Here is a 20,818-nt window from a genome sequence, read left to right as displayed (position 1 = left end):
CCTGCCGATTCTTCGAAGTGGAGCCGCGTGAGGTCCCGTGCACCCGGGATGGAACGCCCCTTTCCGTGTCTTCCGTGTCGCTTGCGAAGAGGGAGGAGCCATGCTGAAACGACTTCTATTGGCCGCGGCAATGCCCGTGCTGGTCTGTTGGGGAGGGGCCGCCCTCCATGCCCAGGACGCCCCCAAGAGCTACGTGGGAAACGAAACGTGCGCCCAATGCCACGAGGCCGAGTACCGGCGCTTCACCGAATACTCCAAAAAGCACCATTCCTTCCAAAGCATCGAAAAACTCCAGGACGGCCTCACTCCTCAGGAGCTGCAGCAGTGCTACGGCTGTCACACCACCGGGTTCGGGCAGCCCGGGGGCTTCGTGGACCCGGTGTCCACTCCGACCATGAAAGACCTGGGTTGCGAATCCTGCCACGGCCCGGGATCCCTCCATGTGGAAACCGAGGACCCGGAGCATATTCAAGGGGATCTGACCATCCAAGACTGCCGCCGATGCCACAACGAAGAACGGGTCCGCGCGTTCAACTTCCAACCCCTGATCCGCAGCGGTGCGCACTAGAAGAGGCGGGGAGGGGTTCCATGCAGCGAGTCAGGCAATTGCTATTCAGTCTTCAGGGCAAGGTCTTGATGATCGTGGCCTCCACGGTGTTGGTGGTTTTTCTCGGTGCAGCCGGAGCCAACTGGTGGATGCAGAGGGAGAGGCTCCTTCAAGAAGGCCTGGAAACGGGGCGCCTCTTGGCCGATTCGGTTTACGCTTCCATCAAGCACCCCATGGCCACGGGGGCCGAGGGCGCCCTGGAACAGCAACTGATGGATATCGGAGCGAAGTTCCAGGACCTGGACATCTACATCTATGACTTTGTGGGCAAAGTCACCTACGCCACACGAGAAGATCAGCTGAGAAGCGATCTGCGTTCTCTGGGTCTTTCCGGAAACATTCTGACGAACATCGAAAGTTCCCTGTCGGGACAGAGCGTGGAGCAGACGGTCGCCTTGGAGGAGGCCCCAAGCGGCCCGAAAATTGCCGTCGTCACCCCCATTCTCAATGAACCCTCCTGTTACCACTGCCACGGAGCATCCCGAAAGGTTCTCGGCGGCCTGCTGGTCCGACGGGACGCCTCGCCCCTTTTCGCCCACTTGGCCAAGATGCGCACCTTGAGCGCCGTGGGAAGCCTGCTCGGAACGATGGTCCTGGCCGGGGCATTGGTTCTCATTCTCTCCTTCTTTGTCACCCGCCCACTGGAACGCATCGTGGGCGCCATTCGGCGCCTGGCCGAAGGCGATCTCACCGTGGAGATCAAACACCGAAGTCGGGACGAACTGGGACAGCTGGCCGACTCCGTCAATCAGTTGTCCCAAAATTTCCGCGATACCCTCCGCCAGGCCCGTGAGACGGCCGTCCGGGTCAGCGAGGGCACCAGCTCCCAGGCGGCCTCCATCGAGGAGACGTCCGCCTCCCTGGAGGAGATTACTTCCATGATCCGCCAAGGGGCGGACAAATGCGCCCAAGCCGACTCCATGATGCGGGACAACGACGAGAAACTGGTGCAAGCCAACAAGGTCATGAAGGATTGTATGGCCTCGTTCGACCAGATTGTGGCCACCACGGAAACCATGGCGGGCATCATCAAGGACATCGACGAAATCGCCTTCCAGACGAATCTTCTGGCCCTCAACGCGGCGGTGGAAGCGGCCCGGGCGGGAGAAGCCGGCCAGGGCTTCGCCGTGGTGGCCGACGAGGTGCGCGGCCTGGCCCGCCGCGCCTCGGAAGCAGCCAAATCCACCGGTGATCTCATTCGCACGGCCCAGATCAAAACCCAGGAAGGCCGCGCCCTGGTCCAGAAAACCGATGCGGCGTACCGGGAGGTGGCCATCCAAGCGCGCAAGGTGAGTCAACTCATCAAGGACGTGGCCGCATCCGGCCAGGAACAGTCTTTGGGGGTGGAACAGATCAGCCGAGCCATGCACGAGCTGGAACAGGTGATTCAGAGTTTCACCACGGTCACGGACCAGCTCACCCAGATGATGGACTTTTTCAGAACCAACGGGGAACAAAGCGGGATCAGCTCACCCCTGGCGCTCCTTCCGGGCCGGGATCTCGCCGACCCTCATCGCACAAGGGGATGAAATAAAGGGCTAAATGTCTTTTTCGCCAAACGAACCCACTTGGAAGGTATCTTTTGAATTCATGGCGAGATAGCCGTTTCTTTCCTATCGTGCGGTGCAGCCGGGCGGGCGTAAAGCCCGCACCTACGAAAGCGAGTCAACCTTTTGGGGAGGGGCGGGGTTTAGCCCCGCCCGGCTATCCTGCGGTGACAAAGAAACCGGAGACGTGAGTCGCCTTTTTGGGGTCTATATGAAACGCGATCTCTGGCCCCGCACCTGAAACATGGGGGCGAAGGATGCTGCAGCCGTTTCCCAACGTCCGTTACCGGCCCTTGCGGCGGGCCAGGACCTCGTAGGCCTCGGTCATGCGAATGAAGGTTTCGTGGTCGCCTCCCGCGTCGGGATGATGCTTCTTGGCGCAGCGCTTGTAACAACGGGCCAGGGCCTCCGGGCTCATGGCCCGGTACTCCGCCTCGCTGATTCCCAGGCAGGAACACGCCTCCTTTTCCGGCATGGACGCCTTAGGCGGGCCGCCGGGGAACCGAAACTGGCGGTTCCAGATGAAATCGCGGAGCATCTCGTCCAGAAAAGATCCGGGCGCAAAGGAATGATCGAAGTACATGATCACGTACTTGACCAGGTAGGGATGGAGCCTTCGGGGATCGTGGTCGTCCACACCGGCGAAGAACCGGCGGCTTTCATTGAGCCGGCAGATTTCCTCCAGAAAACACCCGTCCACCTTCTCCGGATCCAGGGCGGCGGGGTTGTTCTTGAGCAGGTGATGGGGGAAATACTTTTGCAGTTCCAGGGCCGTAAAAAGGTAGCTTCGCCTCTCGTGGGGCCGAAGGTCCGCTTCCATGCCTTCGATGACATGTTCCATTTCGTCGCGACTTTTCCCCAGGAGGATGTTTAGAAACTTCCAGGGCCGTCCTTCCAGGTTGCCCATGTCGATGCGGCCGCACCGAAGAAAGTGCATGCGTCGCTTGTCGAAGGGGTGAAGATGGTCCTGCCGATCGGCGGCCTTCCGTCGGCCCCCACCGGGCCTCGCCTTCCGGGATGGCGAAAACGTGAAGTTTTCAATGATCCTTCGGATGTGGGGATCCAGGTAGGGAAGAAAGGCCCGTTCCAAGTCCTCCGTTTCCCATTCGATCCCCCGCTCCGCCAGCGCCTCTTCCACTTCCGGGCGGAAGTAGAAGCCGTTTCCGCCCACATAGACGATGTAGGCCTCGGGGTCATCCCCCAGGTCCAGGATGTCCCGACACCTGTAGCAGGTTCCGTCCCAGTAGGAGGTCCTCAGCACGTAACGGGCTGCACCCCGGTATCGAACGTAGCGAATGTACAAGAGAACTCCTCGGCCCCTTCACGGTGCTCCCCATGGGATCTCCATCCACCAATGCCGTCTCTAGATCAACTTAATCTCTTTTCCCCATCGGGCAAGGCGATGAATCACAGGGACGGGCCGTCCAGCCAAAAGAGAAGCGCCCGGCGGAGCTCTTCGATCTGTTCCGGGTCCGTCATCTTTTCACCGCGATGATTTTTCACATAAAAGATGTCCGCCACCTGATCCACCTTGGTGGTGATCTTGGCTACATAGATCCGCAGGTGAAGCTCCAAAAGGGTGCGGGTGATGGCATAGAGCAATCCCGGCCGGTCCGCCGTGTAGACCTCCACGATGGTGTATTCCCGAGCGGATTCGTTATCCACGTACACCTGACTGGCCGATTTGGGGGAAGACGCGGCCGCCCGCCGTCCCATGGCGGCCGCATGGGCCGAGATCCGGTAATCCAGGGCCAATTTTCCTTCCAGAAGCCGACCCATATCCTCCTGCACCCGGCTCCAGTCCACCGCCAAAGCATCGGCATTTTCCTCCTGAAGACACCGGAAGAGGAGAAGCACCACGCCGTTCTTCTTGGTGAAGACCCGCGCGTCCCGGATATCCAGGTGGTGCAGGGTCAAAATGCCCGCCGCACGCGCCAGAAGTCCCGGCATCTCGCGACTCACCACCGTGATGGCCACCGTCCCGTTTTCCTCGCGCACGTCCCAAACGAAGGCGTCCGGCTCCCCGCCCAGGCGCATTTCCAGGCGCAGGTGTGCTGCCATCTCTTCCGGGTCGATGGACAGCAGATATCGAGGCGGCAACTGGGCGAAATGCTCTTCCAACCGCATCCGGTCCACCACGTCCGCCACCTGGGCAAAGACCACGTCCTTGATCCTCTCCACCCGATCCGCCAGCACTTCTTCGCTGGGCTCGCCCTTTTCCAGCAGATAGAGCAGCCGTTCGTAGAGGTCGTGAACCGGCGTCTCCTGCCATTTCTGCTGCGCCTTGGGGCCCGTGGCCATCATGTCGGCCATGGTGAGCACCAGGAGCTGCTGGAGGCGGTCGGGTTCCCCGATGATGCGGGCGCACTGGAGCAGCATCTCCATGTCCCCCAGATCCCGCATGGCGGCCGTGTCCATGAGAAGCAGGTGATGGCGGATGAGAAAGGCCACCGTCTCGGTACCCGCCTTTTCCAGCCCCAGCCTTTGCGCGATCACGGGGAACATATCGGCCCCGTGCCGGGCGTGGTCTCTTCCCGCGTGTTTGCCGATGTCGTGCAATAGAGCGGCCAGATAGAGCCAGGTCACGTCCGGCAAACTCCTGGCAAGGCGGGTCACCTCCGGTTCTTCGTCCTCATAATCTCCCCGGAGGATGCGCTTGATTTCCCGCAGGGTGCGCAGGTGGTGCTCATGGACCGGATAGACGTGGAAGGCATCGTGCTGGACCAGCCCATGAACCAGGGCCGTTTCGGGGATGAGGGCCCGAAGCAGACCGTAATTGGAAAAACGGCGAAGAGAGGCAATGCCCGGGCCGTCCTTGCGGAGCAGGTCCAGGAAGGCGTCCCGCACCCCTTCGTCCTCGGAGGCGGAATCCACCACGTTCTTGTGATGCAGGATCCACCGGCGCGTGGAACTGGAAAACCCCAGTTGATGTTCAGCAGCCAGGACAAACAGCCGCAGGACATTGGACGCCGTGGGCTGATACCTGGAAGGGTCCACCTGGATCCTCCCGTGCACCACCGAAAGGCCGTCCTCCAGGGTGAAGGACGGGCCCTCCATGGGCACCTCGGCCAGCTTTCCGGTCTCCTGGAGGCGTTCGCAAAATTCGGAAGAGACGCAAAAGACGTCGTGGAAGGTCTGATGCACTTCCTGCATGAAGGTTTCCACCGGCAGAAAGCCTGAGCGGCCGGAATAACCCAGCTTTTCGGCCAACGTCTCCTGCACGTCGAAATCCAGGACGGACTCCTTGCCCCCCTTCAGGGCGCGCAATAGCCCTAGCCATTTCCGCTGGCTCTTTTCCGCCGTCTCCAGGCGGTCGGCTTCCCAGCGCGTGAGATACCCCTGGAAGATGGCATCCTCCACGCACCGCACTCCCAGCAACACCCTGGCGGCGAAACGGATGGTGTCGATATCGTTCAGCCCGCCGGGGCTTTCCAGGAGGTCCGGTTCCAGCCAGTTTTCCGGCTGGGAAAGGCGTGTCTGACGGCGACGGAGGCCTTCATAGAGGTGCGAAAAGAGCCGCTCCTGGTTGCGGGCCACGAAATCGTCCAGGGAGTAGTCCAGTTCGTTCACCAGCTGCCTGTTTCCGGACAGGTAACGGGCTTCCATCAACTGGAAGAAGAGGTCCTTATCCTTTTCCGCCTCCTCCAGGACTTCGGGAATGGATGCCACGCGCATCTCCACATCCCAGCCCGCTTCCCGAAGCGGGTCCAGGATGTCTTCCTGCCACCCTTCCCCCCAGGGGAAGGTTTCCGCTCGAAGCCACAGGAGCGACACCGTGTCCCGAGGTCCCAGAAAGCCGCGCCCCAGGGCCCCCAAGGCCGCAATGGCGCCGCTGGAGCGAAACCTTTCCGAATCGGGCGCCATCCGGTTGACCAGCCGGTTGTGGAGGGAGATGATGGCGATCTCGAGAAGGCTCATGTGCCGACGAAGCATCCCCTCATCGGCGCTCTGAAGGATCTGTTCCCGCTGGCGTTTCAGAGATTCCACAATGTTTTCCATGGCTCACCTTTCCACGAGAGGCGGATGAAAAAGCCCGCCCGGTCACCTGGAGGTGCCGCCCGGGCGGGTAGGGTTAGGAGCTCGGCAGGACGTGGGAGTGACGCCTCCGTCCTCGTCATCACAACCAAATGTCAAGGTGACCGGTTCTCGCGCAGCCAGCCCTGCAGGGCTGCGCTACGAGAAAATCGCCGATCCCCAGCTTTTTCAGACAAGCTCCTAAGCGAGCTTGTCTGAAAATGGCTCATTTGCCCCTTCCAACGTCCATCCGTCATCCCCGCGGAAGCGGGGATCCAGGATTTCCGGCAACTTATGGACTCCCGCCTGCGCGGGAGTGACGGTTTGAGCAGTTCTCGGGCAGCCTCCTAAGCGTGACCCGATTGTCCGGTCTTACCTTCATGAGTTCTTACTGCTTTTTCGGCGGACGATTCACCGCCGTGGTGTTCTTCCTTGGTGGTGGAAGCGGGGGGAGGAGCTTCTTTCTCCGCCGATTTCTCCTTTTCCACCGTTTTGGGTTTTTCCGGAATGGCCCCTTCGGGCACTTCCACGCCGAACCGTTCCAGCACCGCCTTCCAGTCCAGGTTCTTGAAGAAAGCGTCCATGTAGGCGGCACGGTCCAGGCCGTAGTCGGTCAGGTAGGCATGCTCAAACACGTCCAGGACCACCAGGGGAACGCATCCGGTGAGATGCCCCGTTTCATGTTCGTTGATCCACGTATTGACGAGCCTCCCGGTGGCGGGATCCTGGTAGAGAATCACCCAGCCGATCCCGCGCATTTTGCCCGTGGCCGTAAAGTCCTTCTTCCAGTTTTCGAAGGATCCGAAATTTTCCTCGATGGCATCATAGAGGGCGTTGTCTTCGGGCAGAACGCCGGCGCCGCCCAGGTTTCCGAAATAGAGCTCATGGAGTTTCATGCCGTTGAATTCAAAGCCCAGCCGGCGTTTCAGTTCCGCATATTCCGGCGTATCGGTGCGGCCGGACTTGGCGTAGGACCGGATCTTTTCCAGGAGATCGTTGGTGTTGGCCACGTATCCCTTGTAGAGGGCGAAGTGGGTGTTGAGCAGGGCTTCGCTGAACCCCTCCATGCCCAGCAGGTGACTGAAGTCCATGGCCTGATACGGCTGCAGGGCCCGACTGGAACCCAGTTTGGCCCCCTTTTCCGAATCCTTGCAGGTGACCACGATCGCCGCGACAGCCAAGAGCACCAAACAGATGAAAAGCTTCTTCTTCACGGCTTCCTCCTTGTGTCACGCCATCGCCTCAGGCGGGTTTCACCGCCCTCCGGCCTTGCATCCAACGGAGTGTTCTTCTGAGACCCTCTTCCAAAGAGATGTGGGGACGCCAGGCCATGGCCGCCTGGATGGCGTCGATGGAAGCCACGCTGTGGCGGATGTCGCCTGGACGCTCTGGGTAAAACCTGATGGATTCCCCGCGTTCTGTCAAGTTCAGAATCAGGCGGGCCAGCTCCAGGACGGACGTGCGGGTTCCGGACCCCACGTTGTAGATGCCGGCAGGAACCTTCGGTGCGGAAGGATCCAACCCCGCCGCCCGGCAGTAGGCCTCCACCACGTCGGAAACATAGACGAAATCCCGGGTCTGTCGGCCGTCCCCGAAAATGGTGAGTGGCTCGCCCTGAACGGCCAGTTCCGCAAAGCGCGAAATCACGCCACTGTAGGGGCTGGATGGATCCTGCCGGGGCCCGTAGATATTGAAGCACCGAAGCGCCACCCCCCGCGGCCCATAGCCACAAGCGCCCACGGCCTTGGACGACCGGTACTTGGCCTCTCCGTAGGGGCTGAGCCAGGAGGTTTCGCCTCCGGCATAGGCCTCCTTCAAAGGAAGCCGCATGTCGTTTCCGTATTCCGCGGCCGATCCTGCAAAAACGAACCGGGAGCAGCCCAGGTTACGGGCTTCCTCCAACAGCCGGACCGTGGCCAGGTAGTTGACCTCGCGAGTTTCTTGCGGATGCTCCACGGAATAGGGAACACTCACAATGGCCGCCAGGTGAAAGATCACGGAGGGAGGGCCGTAGTCCACCGCCAGGTCCGAGAGCAGGTTCCTCTCCGTCACGGAGCGCTCGTGGAAGAAAAAGCGCGGATGGTCCTGGAACTCCTGCATGTTATCCCGATGTCCGGAAAAGAAGTTGTCCACACCGATCACGCGGCATCCCAAATCCAAGAGACGCCGGCAGAGGTGGCTGCCCACAAAACCCGCGGCTCCCGTCACCACGCAAGTCCCGTTCCCTGATCCCTCTTTTGGCATTGCTCTTTCATCCCCCCGCTGGCAGAATGCACTCAATTGCACACCATGATCCGTTGGACCATGTTCTGTTTTCCTGGAGGCGACACACGATGAACGAACTGCTCCGGAAGATCCAAGAAAAGCAAGCCACCGTCGGCATCATCGGGCTGGGCTACGTGGGCCTGCCCCTGCTCATTCGATTCGGAGAGGCGGGTTTCCCCCTCATGGGCTTCGATGTGGACAGCGCCAAGATCAACGCCCTGCTGCACGGCAAAAGCTACATCCGCCACATTCCCATCGAACCGATCCAGCGCTTCCTGGACGCCGGCCAACTGGACGTGACCATCAGCTTCGAAAAACTCCGGGAAGCCGACTGCATCATCATCTGCGTACCCACGCCGCTTACCGACAAGATGGAACCGGACCTGAGGTTCATCGAAAGCACCACGAAGACCATAGCAAAACACCTGAGACCCGGGCAACTGGTGGTCCTGGAAAGCACCACCTATCCCGGGACCACGGAAGAGCTCATGCTTCCGGAACTGGAAAAGACGGGACTCCGTGTGGGAAAAGACTTCTTCCTCGCCTTTTCCCCGGAACGGGAAGACCCGGGAAACCCCAACTACCACACGGGAAACATCCCCAAGGTGGTGGGGGGCGTGACCCCCCCGTGCCTGGAATGCGCCAAGGCCCTTTACGCCCACGCCGTCACCCGCGTGGTGCCGGTATCCAGCACGCGCGTTGCCGAACTCACCAAGCTGCTGGAAAACATCTACCGCAGTGTCAACATCGCTCTCGTCAACGAATTGAAGGTTCTTGCCCTGCGCATGGGAATCGATATCTGGGAAGTGATCGAAGCGGCCTCCACCAAACCCTTCGGGTTCACCCCCTTCTATCCCGGTCCGGGCCTGGGAGGACACTGTATCCCCATCGACCCGTTCTATCTCTCCTGGAAGGCCCGGGAATACGACTTCGCCACCCGCTTCATCCAACTGGCCGGCGAAGTAAACGTGTCCATGCCCTACTACGTTCTGGAAAGGATCATGGAGGCGCTCAATGAGCAGGGCAAGTGTCTCAAGGGATCCAAGATCCTGGTTCTGGGAGTCGCCTACAAGAAGGACATCGATGACGACCGGGAGTCCCCGTCTTATGCCATCATGGAGCTTCTGGAGAAGCGCGGCGCCCTCATCCACTACAACGACCCGCACATCCCCAAGCTGAAGCCCGGCCGCAAGCACGCCTTTCAGCTGGAATCGACAGAGCTCACGGAGGAAACGCTGGGGGCCATGGACGCCGTGGTCATCCTCACCGATCACAGCGCCTACGACTACCCCTGGATCGTGAAGCATGCCACCCTGGTGATCGACACGAGAAACGCCACCAAGAACGTGCAGGAGGGGCGGGAAAAGATCGTCAAGGCGTGATCCGTGATCCGTAATTCGTGATGCGGGATGGGGCGAGGGGGGGCCGGCCGGTCGCAGGACAAAGCCCTGCGCCCTGGGAGCTTGTCCGAAACGGGTTTTTCCCTAATCTGAGCGGTTTTTTCTTCGGGTGTCTCTTACACTGCGTGATTAGCGGGCGGGGATAAACCCCGCCCCTACCCAATGGGTCCGGGGCTTTTTGTAGGGGCGGGCTTTATGCCCGCCCGTCAGGACCTGTCCATGAGAAAGAACCGTCCAATTCAGGTTTTCCTCATCAATCGCCAAGGGACACGACTTCTTTCGTAGCCGCGGGGCTTCAGCCCCGCGGAAAGGGGCCACCGTAACCCAATGAGGTGACCGGTCATACCCGATGGGCCATCCGACGCCCGGGGATTCCTCCGCAGCCCTAGAGGGCTGCGCTACGAGAAATGCGCTCACCCCTAGGCATTTTAAGACAAGCTCCCAGGAGGCTGTCCGAGAACTCCGCAAACCGTCGCTCCCGCGCAAGCAGGAGCCCATAACCCACTGAACATTCTGGATCCCCACTTCCGCGGGGATGACGAATGGGCGTTGAACGGCGCAAATCTACCGTTGTCAGACAAGCTCCCAGGGGAGGGATGGGGGCGAATCAGGGTTCGCCCCGACAACTTTCGGACTCCCGGATCGGGCTCAGATGGCGCCGGCCTTGATCTTTTCGATGGTGCCTTCGATGAGATCCTGGATCTCCTTCAGGCGCTCTTCCGTTTCCGCCTCGTAGCGAAGCACCAGAACGGGCTGGGTGTTGGAAGCCCGCACCAGCCCCCATCCGTCCGGAAAGACGATCCGAGCCCCGTCCACGTCGATGACGTGGTAGCCTTCCCGCTTGAAATAGGCCACCGCCTTTTCCACCACGGTGAACTTTTCATCGTCGGGGCAATCCACGCGGATCTCCGGCGTGGTCACGGTCTTGGGCACTCCCTCCAGGAGTTCAGGAATGGTTTTTCCGGAATTGGCCAGGATTTCCAGAAGGCGGCAGGAGGCATAGATGCCGTCATCGAAGCCGAAGTAGCGGTCCTTGAAGAACATGTGACCGCTCATCTCGCCGGCCAGATCCGCCCCCACCTCCTTCATCTTGGCCTTGATGAGGGAATGGCCGGTGCGCCACATGATGGCCTTGCCCCCGTGCTTTTCGATATCGTCATAAAGGGTCTTGGAACATTTGACCTCGGAGATGAACACCGCCCCGGGCTTCCGGGAAAGGATTTCCCGGGCGAAGATGATCATGAGCTTGTCTCCGTAAACCACGTTGCCCTCGTGGTCCACCACCCCCAGGCGGTCGCAGTCCCCGTCGTAGGCCACTCCCACGTCCAGTTTTTCACGGCGAACCAGGTCGATCAAATCCCTCAGGTTCTCCAGGACGGTGGGATCCGGCTCATGATTGGGGAAGGTGCCGTCCATGTCGCAGTAGATGGGATAAACGGTGCAGCCCAAACGTTCCAGGAGCGGAACGGCCACGGGCCCTCCCACCGCATTGCCGGCGTCCACGCCCACCCGAAGGGGCCGGTTCAGGCGGATATTGCCGGCCACATAATCCATGTACGGCGAGACGATGTCGTAAGACGAAACCGAACCGGAACCGGCCGCAAACTGGCCGGCATCCATCACCGCCTTCAGCTTTTGGATCTCGGCGCCGGAAATGGTGTCGTAGCCGTTGCAGATCTTGAAGCCGTTATATTCCGGCGGGTTGTGGCTTGCGGTGATCATCACGCCGCCTTCCCGATCCAAATGGCGGATCGCGAAGTAGAGCAGCGGCGTCGGGCACACCCCCACATCCACCACGTCCATCCCGGTGGACAGCAGCCCTTCCATCAGGAGATCCCGATACTTGTTGGAGCTCAACCGGCAGTCGCGCCCCACCACGATCCGGCTCTTGCCCTGATCCGCCATGTAGGTCCCGAAGGCTTTTCCCAGCAAAACCACGTCTTGATCATGGATTTCCTTGTCCACCAAGCCTCGAATATCGTACTCGCGAAAGGTTCTCGGATCCACGTCGATTCCTCCTTTCTCCAGGAACACCCGGGTCAGATGCACTACCGATACGCTCAGATGAGAGAGGTTCCGGGATGGCGAGGCGGCATCGCCCATGCCGCATGAATCATTATGGTCCGCGGCTGCGGAGGGAATCAACAAAAAAGGCGGCTCAAAGCGCCGCCTCTTGGAAAGATCGACAAACCCTGAAGATCCTGAAAATCAGATCCGGCTTAGGTGGGAGATCCCGTATCGGCCGCCGGGGGGCCCGGGACCTCCTCAGTGGTGATCCCCGTTGCCCTCCTTGAGATGCTTCAAGGTCATCACCACCGCGATCAGCACTCCCAGCCCGATCACCGTAAGAGCCCCATAGAGGGCGGTAAAAAAGACCGCATGGCTTGGATCATACCAAGGTATGTCCCACGGCAACATGCTGGAAACGCTACGTTTGAGTGTCGCGCACAGAAAATCGATGCCCCACATGGACGCCTCCTCCCGGTTGATGGCTTCCGAGCCTTCCTTCGGCACATCTCAAGCCTGGATCAGGCCTCATGGCTGCTCAAGCTTGTGATACATTTAGCAAACAAGGCGCCCAAGGTCAATTCCTATTGCGCAGGGCATGGAAAAATCGGCTGCGGAAAGACGATTTTTGTTTCACGGCGAAGGAAGATGCTTCGCCCGGCAACAAGCCGGGAAAAAGGAGGGCATGGGGGATTCCGGAAGACAATAAAGGGCGGGCATGAAAAAAGGGGTTGCAGCCTTTCGTGCTCCAACCCCTTCTCATTCAAACCGGCCGTGTTCAGGCCATGAATCGCTGGGATCCATCTTTTACTCCTTGTAGAGAATCACCCTGCCGCTGGGATCCACGCTGCACCGCTTGAGGAAATCCTTCATGGTGCACTCGAACTGATCCCGATGGCTGAAATAAAAACTGAGCATCTTCTTTCGGGCATCCTGTCGATTTCGGCCCTTGATCACCACCGTCTTCAATGGAATCACCCCCTTTCCTTGGCATAAAAAAACCCCGAGCCATGCTCGGGGTCGAATTGCCGCCTAAAGGGCGTCGCTCGTCAGGGTTCATCCCCCATGGAAGGCGGAATCCACCTCACCCCGAACGGAATCAGGCTCGCTTTCTTTTGGATCTTCCGACTACTACTCGGGTCGTCCATGAAAAACCGATCTCCAACCATCTATCAGGATTCACCAAGCATACTTACCAAGATCAATGCCAACATACCGCCTCTTCATCCACCTGTCAAGAGGCACCTACTTTTTCACCTCGATGACACAGTCGTCCCCCACCATGAGACTGATGGTGTCGTGGTGGGTGCTGGTGGGGCGAACCCGGACCCGGCGCCCCAATACGGAATTTTCCAGCCGGGCGATGTCCCGGATATGACAGCCTTCCATGATCACGGAGTGGTCCACGGTGGATCGCTCGATCACCACGCCCGGGCCGATGGCCGTAAAGGGCCCCACGGTCGCCTCCACCAGCCGGGCGCCCCGGCCGATGATCACCGGGCCCCGCACGACGGACCGGATCAGTCGGGCCCCTTCCTCGATGTGCACCCGCCCCGTCACCCGGCTTTCGGCGTCGATGGTCCCGTCCACGCGGCTGCGAAGCCAGTCGTCCATGACCGTATCGTTGGCCAGGAGAAGGTCGTCCTTCTTGCCGGTGTCCAGCCACCAGGTGTCAATGGTGTGACTCTGCACCTTGCGGCCATTTCGAATGAGCCAGGAGATGGCGTCGGTGATCTCCAGTTCCCCGCGGGCGGAAGGCTGGATGTTGTCGATGGCCTCGAAGATTTCCGGGCGAAAAAGATAGATGCCCACCAGGGCCAGGTCCGAAGGGGGAGTTTCCGGTTTTTCCACCAGGTCCACCACCCTTCCGTCCCCGTCCACGACGGCCACCCCGAAGGCCCGTGGGTTGGCCACGGCCTTGAGGAAAATGGATGCCGAAAGAGACGCATCCTTCAGAAACGCCTCCACCTGATCGGTCACCCGGCATCCGATCAGGTTGTCTCCCAGATACATGAGAAAGGGGGAATCGCCCAGGTATTCCTTGGCGGTCAGCACGGCGTGGGCCAGTCCCAGGGGGCGTTCCTGGAGGATGTATTCCACGGCCACGTTCCACCGGGAACCGTTTCCCACGGCCTCCATGACTTCCTGGCCCGTTTCCGGAGAGATGACGATTCCCACCTGGCGGATACCGGCCGCCGCGATGTTTTCCAGCACATAGAAGAGAATCGGCTTGTTGGCCACGGGAACCAGCTGCTTGGCGCCCGTGTAGGTGAGGGGGCGAAGCCGGGTACCCGAGCCGCCCGAAAGAACCAAAGCTTTCATATCCGAATTCTTGGGGTTCACGTCCATCCGTTTGTATCTCCTTATTCGGCCAGGGCGCGGCGGATCTCAGCGCGCTGACCCGGTTCCCAGTCGCCCGCGATCGTAGATCCCTTCGGTCACCCGCCGGCACCAGTCCCGGTTGTCCAGGTACCATCGAACCGTTTTCCGAATGCCGCTGAGAAACGTCTCCTTGGGCCGCCATCCCAGTTCCCGTTCGATCTTGGAAGCATCGATGGCATACCTTCGGTCGTGACCGGGGCGGTCCGGCACGTGGGTGATGAGGTCCTCGTAGGCTCCCTTCCCGTCCATGGCGGGATTGGACGCAGCCGGCACCTCTTCTTCCAGGCAGCGGCACAGGGTGCGGACCACCTCCAGGTTGGTCATTTCGTTGTGACCGCCGATGTTGTAGGTCTCTCCGGGCCGTCCCGCCTCCAGCACCCGCACGATGGCTTCGCAATGATCCAGCACGTAGAGCCAGTCCCGCACGTTGAGGCCGTCTCCGTAGACGGGCAGCGGCTTTCCTTCCAGGGCATTGAGGATCATGAGGGGGATGAGTTTTTCCGGGTATTGGTACGGCCCGTAGTTGTTGGAACAGTTGGTGGTCAGCGTGGGCAGGCCGTACGTTTCCCGGTAGGCCCGCACCAGATGGTCCGACGCCGCCTTGGAAGCCGAGTAGGGGGAGTTGGGGGCATAGGGCGTTTCTTCCGTAAAAGAGCCTTCGGGGCCCAACGATCCGTACACTTCATCCGTGGATACGTGCAGGAACCGGAATCGCGCCTTTTCCTCATCCGGCAGAACATTCCAGTAATGGCGCGCCGCATCCAGCAACCGAAAAGTGCCCACCACGTTGGTTTGGATGAAATCGCCCGGACCGTCGATGGATCGGTCCACGTGGGATTCGGCCGCAAAGTTGATCACGGCCGACACCTTGTGGGTGGCGAGAAGATAGAGCACCAGCTCCTGGTTTCCGATGTCGCCCTTGACGAAGATGTGGTCCCGGTCGTCTTCGAGCCCTTCCAGGGACTCCAGGTGCCCCGCATAGGTGAGCTTGTCCAGGTTCACCACCCGGGCCAGCTGCCTTCGGCGGACCATGTGCACGAAGTTGGAGCCGATGAAGCCGGCTCCGCCCGTTACCATCCAGGTTTTCATCCAGGAACCTCCGAATTTGCAAAGGGCGTCGCGCAGGACGCGGCAACCGCCGGACCGCCTCCCGCGCAGCCCTCACGCACCCATTTTGCCCGTTCTTGGACTGTTCCTCCGGCGAAGAATCATTCGCCCTTGCAAATGTTTTCTTCTGAAAGGCGAAGCCAGGCTTTCAGGCGCCCGTCCCGCAGCCAACGGGAGAGCTTTTCACACACCAGCCGATCCGTGGGAAAAGCCAGCGGTTCCGGCAGGGCATCCAATGGAAAAAACCCGGCCTCCCGTGCGTCGGAACCTGCCCGCAATCGGCCTCCCACACGCTCCCCCCAAAGCCAGATGCCCACCGTGAGCTGCCGGGGGTCATGAAAATTGGAATGGACAGCGAAGACGGGACCCACGGCCACCTCCAGCCCCGTCTCCTCCCAAAGCTCCCGGCGGGCGGATTGGCGGACATCTTCGCCCCATTCCGCATGCCCGCATGGGATGCACCACTGCCCGTCGTAAGATCCACGGCGGCGCACCAGGAGGAGCCGATCCCCATCCATCACGATGACGGCCACCCCCACCGTGGGATTGCGGTAGAAGACCACATCACACCGCCTGCACCACGGCCTTCCAGAGGCGTTCCGGGCGAGTCTTTGCCCGCAGTGGGGGCAGAACCGGTAGGAACCGGAGCCATCGGATATCCGGGAAGCCGGCATCTAAAGGAGATCCTGGCGTTTCTTGTCCTTGAGATCCTCCACCACCCGGCGCACCTCCTGACTCCTGTCCAGGTCGGCCACCAGCAGGGCATCGGCGGTATCCACCACCAGCACCCTCTTGAGGCCCAGCGCCGCCACAAAGCGCCCCCCCTGTCCCACCACAAAGGAATCCTTGCAGTCGAACGCCGCCACATCCCCTTCCAGTACATTGCCGCCCGAATCGGCTTCGGAACGCCGCACATCGTAGAGGCTGTACCAGGATCCCACGTCGCTCCAACCGCAATGGGTGGGCACCACGTAGACCGCCTCTTGAGTCTTTTCCATGATGGCATAGTCAAAGGAGATATTTTCCGTGGCAGCGTAGAGGGTTTCCAGGGCCGGAGCGAACCGGTCCGTATCGAAGGTTTCCGCCAGGGCGTCCACGCCCGCGGCGAAATCCGGCATGTGCAGGGCGAATTCCTTGAGCAACGTGGCGGCCGTGGCCACGAAGATCCCCGCGTTCCAGTAGTGACGGCCGCTCTGGAAGTACCTGGCAGCCGTTTCCAGCGGGGGTTTTTCCACGAACCGGCGCACCCGATAGACCCCGTCCAGGGCCCCTTCCGTTTGCCGCTCGATATACCCGTATCCGGTTTCCGGTCGGGTGGGAACGATCCCCAGGGTGGCGATCCCTCCGTTTTCCGTCACGGACGCCGCTTTTCGAATGGCATCCTGAAAGGCTTCCGGGTCCGCCACGTAGTGATCGGCGGGAAGAACGGCCAAGGGCCCCTTCGCACCCAGATGGGCGGCGTAGCGCGCCGCCAGCCCCACGCACGGTGCCGTGTTGCGGCCGAAAGGCTCCACCAGGATCTTCACCCGCGTATCGGCCAGGATGCGCCGGGTCTCCTCTTCGTGCTCGCGGCCCACCACCACGAGAATCTCCTCGTCAGTGGAAAGGGGTCGGATCCGTTCGTACGTGGCGCGAAGAAGGGGCTCGTTTCCTACGATCTTCAGGAACTGCTTGGGGTAGGACGCGCGACTCAAAGGCCAAAACCGCGTTCCGGAACCACCTGCCATGATGACGGAAATCATGGGACCTCCATCCTTTCGCTCACGGGCAAGAACACGAACGAACCGGTGACCGCCTATGAGCTTGCCCGAGAACTCCGCAAACCGTCACTCCCGCGCAAGCGGGAGTCCATAACCTATTGGAAATTCTGGATCCCCGCTTTCGCGGGGATGACGAATGGGCGTTGAACTAGGCAAATTGGCCATTGTTGGACAGACTCCTAGCAGGGACCTCGTTCACATCACCGGCACCCCTTTCACATTAGATTTCAATACCGAAGAAATTGGAGATCAGGAACGCCAGCCGTTTGCGAAGCACCGAATAGGAATAGTGTCGGGTAGCCACCGCGTAATTGTGATTGACCATCCGCTCCCGCCGTTCCGGCGACTCCAACACCTCCCGCACCTCTTCCACCACCCGCTCGGAAACGTAACCGTCCATCACCACCAGGTCGAACCCCTGGGGCTCGATATCCCGCACAAATACATCGTAACGGTTCACCAGAAGAGGTTTCTTGAAGTAGATGGCCTCCAGGAAGGCATTGCCGAATCCTTCGTAGGTACTGGGATACGTGACGAAATCGCAGTGAGGATAGACGTCCCACAGGGAATAGCGCTTCCTGCCGTCTTCCGAGTACCCTCTTTTGTCGCTCACGTAGTGGGAGATGAGGCGCATGTCCACATTGTGATCGGCGGCGTAATCCTGGAGCCACTGCAGGTATTCGAAGCCTTCGTCGCCCGCCGCATGGGAAATGATCAGCTTGTACTTGGGATCTCCCAGTTCGTGAACCAGTTCGATGGCGTGCTCGATGCCCTTGCGCTGCACCACGCGCGTGGGCTGCAGAATCAGCACATCCTCATCGCTCACCCCGATTTCGGCCCGAAAATCCTTGGTAAACTCCCAGTCGATCTCGGGGGCCGTTTCAAAATCCAACACATTGGGAATGACGATGGAGGAGATGCCGGTGCGCAGGGCCAGCGCTTCCTGAGCGATGGAATTGATCACCACGTGCTGGATGTTGGGAAGCTTGGGCGGGAAAGCCATCTGCAGATAGTCCTGGACGGCATTGACCGAAAACCGGGTCCGCTCCCAATAGAAATCGTGGTGGTGAGCCACCACCGGGATGCCCGACTCGGCGGCCAGCTCCGTGATGGCCAGGCCCAGCGGCACGTGCATGGGGATGGTGACGGCGTTTTGGATGATGAGGATATCGATGCGAAACCGCTCAATGAACTCGTAGAGCTTGATCTTCAGGTAATCTCGAAGAGCATGGATCCGCCCGGTGATGTAGGGCGTGCGCTTTTGAACACCGAACACCCGCTTGTTGATCCACTGGTTTTCCTCATGATCGAAAAAGGCTTCCGGAACCAGCATGCTGATGTCCGGGTGACGGTCCAACTCCCCGGCGAACCAATAGGACACATGCTGATGGTCCCACAGGAGCTGGGCCCATTTGGCGGCCTCCAAGGAAACCCCGTCCGTACCGGCAAACCGGGTGGATACGAATCCGATGTTCTTTCCCATGGAAAGCCTCCTCCCCTCGCTCGTCCGACTGACACCCGTCAGATGAGCAGCATCTTGTCGTCGGCTATCTCATCGCCGCCTCGCAACTTGGAAAACTCGTGGAGCAAATCCTGTACCGAAAGAGCCTTCTTCTTCTCTCCGGCCACGTCCAGAATAATGCGACCATGATGCATCATAATCAAGCGGTTGCCTAGTTCCAAGGCGTGGCGCATGTTGTGGGTCACCATGACCGCCGTCAGCTCCATCTCCCGGATGATCTCCTCGGTCAGCTGCAGCACCTGCTGGGCCGTTCGAGGGTCCAAGGCGGCCGTGTGTTCATCCAGGAGCAGAAGCCGCGGGCGGCGCAGCGTGGCCATCAAGAGGGTCAAGGATTGGCGCTGACCCCCGGAAAGGAGACCCACTTTGTCCCTGAGGCGGTGCTCCAGGCCAAGTCCCAGGAGCCGCAGCTTTTCCTTGAAAAACTCCCTGTCCCGGCGCGTCACCCCCCATTTCAGGCTCACCCCCAGCCCGCGGCGGGATGCCATGGCAAAGTTCTCCTCAATGCTCATGGAAGCGCAGGTTCCGGACAAGGGATTCTGAAAAACACGCCCGATATAGGCCGCCCGCTTGTGCTCGGGCCAGAAGGTCACGTCGTGACCCCCCAGCCGGATGGACCCCTCATCGGGCAGATAGGTGCCCGCCACCAGGTTGAGCAGGGTGGACTTGCCGGCACCGTTGCTGCCGATCACGGTCACAAAATCCCCTTTGTTGACAAAGCAGCTCAGGGAACGGATGGCGGTGACTTCGTTGATGCTTCCCCGGTTGAATATCTTGGTCAGATTGCTGATCTCCAGCACGTTCCAGCCCTTTTGTTCGTTCACGCTCTCTTGAAACGTATCTTTTCCCGCACCAGCGGGACCGTCAAACAGATGACCACCAGGACAGCCGTGATGAGATTGAGGTCGCTGGGAGTCAGCCGCAGGAAGCCCACCTGATAAGACAGGGCCACCGCAATGGCCAGCCGATACACCACCGAACCGGCCAGCACCGCCAGGGTGTGGCGCACCACGGAGTGTTTGCCGACAAGGCTTTCACCCAAGATGACCGATGCCAGGCCGGCCACGATGGTACCGATGCCCATGCCCACATCGGCAAAGCCCTGGCTCTGGGCCACCAGCCCTCCGGCCAACGCCACCAAGGCGTTGGAAAGAGCCACGCCCAGAATGATCATGGTGTCCGTATTGACGCCCTGGGAGCGGATCATCTGGGGGTTGTCTCCCGTAGCCAGAAGCGCCAGCCCCACCTGGGTGTGGAGGAAAAGATCCAGCAGAACCTTGCAGACCACCACGATGACCAGGAAGATGCAGGGAACCAGGACATATTGGGGAAGCCCGAAAAAGTTCAGCGCATCAAAGATGGTGGGCTTGTTCAGCAGCGTCAGGTTGGGCCGGCCCATGATCCGGATGTTGATGGAATAGAGGGCCGTCATGGTGATGATGCTGGCCAGCAGGCTCATGATGCGAAGCTTGGTGGCCAGAAGCGCCGTCACCGCCCCCGCCGCCGCTCCGGCCAACACGGCCGCTCCCAGACTTACAAAGGGATCCATGCCATGAACGATCATGGCGCCGGAAACGGCCGCCCCCAGCGGCAGGGATCCATCCACCGTCAGATCCGGAAAGTCGAGCACCCGAAAGGTGAGGTAGACACCCAACACCATGAGCCCGTAGACCAGGCCCTGCTCCCACGCTCCGATAAAGGCATAAAAGGACATGGTTCCTTCGGTCGATCCCTTCTCTCTAACAGTCATGGCTCCCCTCGCGCCACCCCGCATGGATGAAAGAGCGGGCCGGAGCAAGGGCATTTGTCGGAACGCCGCAATATGCCATTCTCTGTGAGTCACTGCGCGCCCATTGCATTGCCGGGCACCCTCATTGCGGCCTTCGCAGTTCCTACAACTAAAAAGATTTGCGTCTATTCGCGTTCATTCGCGGTTCTCTTTCACATTAACGGTCATGGTCCCCCTTGCGCCACCCCGCATGGATGAAAGAGCGGGCCGGAGCAAGGGCATTTGTCGGAACGCCGCGATATGCCATTCTCTATGAGTCGCTGCGCGCCCCTTGCATTGCCGGGCATCCTCATTGCAGCCTTCGCAGTTTCTACAACTAAGAAGATTTGCGTCTATTCGCGTTCATTCGCGGTTCTCTTTCAAATTAATTCTCGCGGCGCGGTCCTGAAGGGCGGGCGTAAAGCCCGCCCCTGCAAAAACC

General features: G+C 60.2%; 16 protein-coding genes and 1 pseudogene. 3 read left to right on the top strand and 14 right to left on the bottom strand.

Annotated elements, in window-relative coordinates:
• The first annotated feature begins 100 nt into the window (after window positions 1-100).
• Both BUB04_RS13730 and BUB04_RS13725 read left to right on the top strand, forming a co-directional pair.
• A complete protein-coding gene (locus BUB04_RS13730; protein ID WP_073040470.1) occupies window positions 101-568 on the top strand; it encodes a cytochrome c family protein in 468 nt (155 codons plus the stop codon).
• A 20-nt stretch (window positions 569-588) separates the two neighbouring features.
• Window positions 589-2,136: a methyl-accepting chemotaxis protein gene (locus BUB04_RS13725; RefSeq protein ID WP_073040468.1), complete on the top strand. Its 1,548-nt coding sequence runs from the start codon at window positions 589-591 to the stop codon at window positions 2,134-2,136.
• Between the two features lie 301 nt (window positions 2,137-2,437).
• Here BUB04_RS13725 and BUB04_RS13720 read toward each other — a convergent pair whose 3' ends face one another.
• The 4 genes and pseudogenes from BUB04_RS13720 to BUB04_RS13705 all read right to left on the bottom strand — a co-directional run bounded on the left by BUB04_RS13720 (window position 2,438) and on the right by BUB04_RS13705 (window position 8,379).
• Window positions 2,438-3,457, bottom strand: coding sequence for a J domain-containing protein (locus tag BUB04_RS13720; RefSeq protein WP_073040466.1), 1,020 nt, complete (start codon window positions 3,455-3,457; stop codon window positions 2,438-2,440).
• 104 nt (window positions 3,458-3,561) lie between these two features.
• Window positions 3,562-6,153, bottom strand: coding sequence for a [protein-PII] uridylyltransferase family protein (locus BUB04_RS13715; protein WP_073040464.1), 2,592 nt, complete (start codon window positions 6,151-6,153; stop codon window positions 3,562-3,564).
• 551 nt (window positions 6,154-6,704) lie between these two features.
• A pseudogene (locus BUB04_RS20315) lies at window positions 6,705-7,259 on the bottom strand (superoxide dismutase); the annotation flags it as partial.
• Window positions 7,260-7,410: 151 nt separating this feature from the next.
• Window positions 7,411-8,379: an NAD-dependent epimerase/dehydratase family protein gene (locus BUB04_RS13705; protein ID WP_218588471.1), complete on the bottom strand. Its 969-nt coding sequence runs from the start codon at window positions 8,377-8,379 to the stop codon at window positions 7,411-7,413.
• Between the two features lie 122 nt (window positions 8,380-8,501).
• On the opposite strand from BUB04_RS13705, the gene BUB04_RS13700 reads away from it, so the two are divergent.
• Window positions 8,502-9,815, top strand: a complete 1,314-nt coding sequence (locus BUB04_RS13700; RefSeq protein ID WP_073040458.1) for a nucleotide sugar dehydrogenase — start codon at window positions 8,502-8,504, stop codon at window positions 9,813-9,815.
• A gap of 666 nt (window positions 9,816-10,481) precedes the next feature.
• Here the strand turns inward: BUB04_RS13700 and BUB04_RS13695 are convergent.
• The 10 genes from BUB04_RS13695 to BUB04_RS13655 all read right to left on the bottom strand — a co-directional run bounded on the left by BUB04_RS13695 (window position 10,482) and on the right by BUB04_RS13655 (window position 20,358).
• Window positions 10,482-11,840 carry a phosphomannomutase/phosphoglucomutase gene (locus BUB04_RS13695; protein WP_073040517.1) on the bottom strand — a complete coding sequence of 453 codons (1,359 nt, stop codon included), beginning with the start codon at window positions 11,838-11,840 and terminating at the stop codon, window positions 10,482-10,484.
• 258 nt (window positions 11,841-12,098) lie between these two features.
• Entirely contained in the window at window positions 12,099-12,302 is a 204-nt protein-coding gene (locus BUB04_RS13690; RefSeq protein WP_073040456.1) for a hypothetical protein, read from the bottom strand.
• A gap of 345 nt (window positions 12,303-12,647) precedes the next feature.
• A complete protein-coding gene (locus tag BUB04_RS19410) occupies window positions 12,648-12,818 on the bottom strand; it encodes a hypothetical protein (RefSeq protein WP_178371994.1) in 171 nt (56 codons plus the stop codon).
• A 267-nt stretch (window positions 12,819-13,085) separates the two neighbouring features.
• Window positions 13,086-14,189, bottom strand: a complete 1,104-nt coding sequence (locus BUB04_RS13685) for a glucose-1-phosphate thymidylyltransferase (RefSeq protein WP_218588470.1) — start codon at window positions 14,187-14,189, stop codon at window positions 13,086-13,088.
• A gap of 39 nt (window positions 14,190-14,228) precedes the next feature.
• Window positions 14,229-15,311 (bottom strand): dTDP-glucose 4,6-dehydratase, encoded by a 1,083-nt coding sequence (gene rfbB, locus BUB04_RS13680; RefSeq protein WP_073040455.1) that lies wholly within the window; start codon window positions 15,309-15,311, stop codon window positions 14,229-14,231.
• Between the two features lie 119 nt (window positions 15,312-15,430).
• Window positions 15,431-16,003, bottom strand: coding sequence for an NUDIX hydrolase (locus tag BUB04_RS13675; RefSeq protein ID WP_073040453.1), 573 nt, complete (start codon window positions 16,001-16,003; stop codon window positions 15,431-15,433).
• The gene (locus tag BUB04_RS13670) at window positions 16,004-17,071 is read right to left on the bottom strand and encodes a mannose-1-phosphate guanylyltransferase (protein ID WP_073040451.1); all 1,068 of its coding nucleotides are present in this window, start codon (window positions 17,069-17,071) and stop codon (window positions 16,004-16,006) included.
• A 238-nt stretch (window positions 17,072-17,309) separates the two neighbouring features.
• Window positions 17,310-18,572 carry a glycosyltransferase family 4 protein gene (locus BUB04_RS13665; RefSeq protein WP_073040449.1) on the bottom strand — a complete coding sequence of 421 codons (1,263 nt, stop codon included), beginning with the start codon at window positions 18,570-18,572 and terminating at the stop codon, window positions 17,310-17,312.
• 38 nt (window positions 18,573-18,610) lie between these two features.
• Window positions 18,611-19,408: an ABC transporter ATP-binding protein gene (locus BUB04_RS13660; RefSeq protein WP_073040515.1), complete on the bottom strand. Its 798-nt coding sequence runs from the start codon at window positions 19,406-19,408 to the stop codon at window positions 18,611-18,613.
• A 20-nt stretch (window positions 19,409-19,428) separates the two neighbouring features.
• Entirely contained in the window at window positions 19,429-20,358 is a 930-nt protein-coding gene (locus BUB04_RS13655) for an ABC transporter permease (RefSeq protein ID WP_218588468.1), read from the bottom strand.
• Between the last annotated feature and the right edge of the window lie 460 nt (window positions 20,359-20,818).

Origin of the sequence: Desulfacinum infernum DSM 9756 (assembly GCF_900129305.1) — a bacterium.
Taxonomy (GTDB): domain Bacteria; phylum Desulfobacterota; class Syntrophobacteria; order Syntrophobacterales; family DSM-9756; genus Desulfacinum; species Desulfacinum infernum.
The sequence above is the reverse complement of the archived record's forward strand: the minus strand, read 5'-3'. Positions and strand labels throughout refer to the sequence as shown.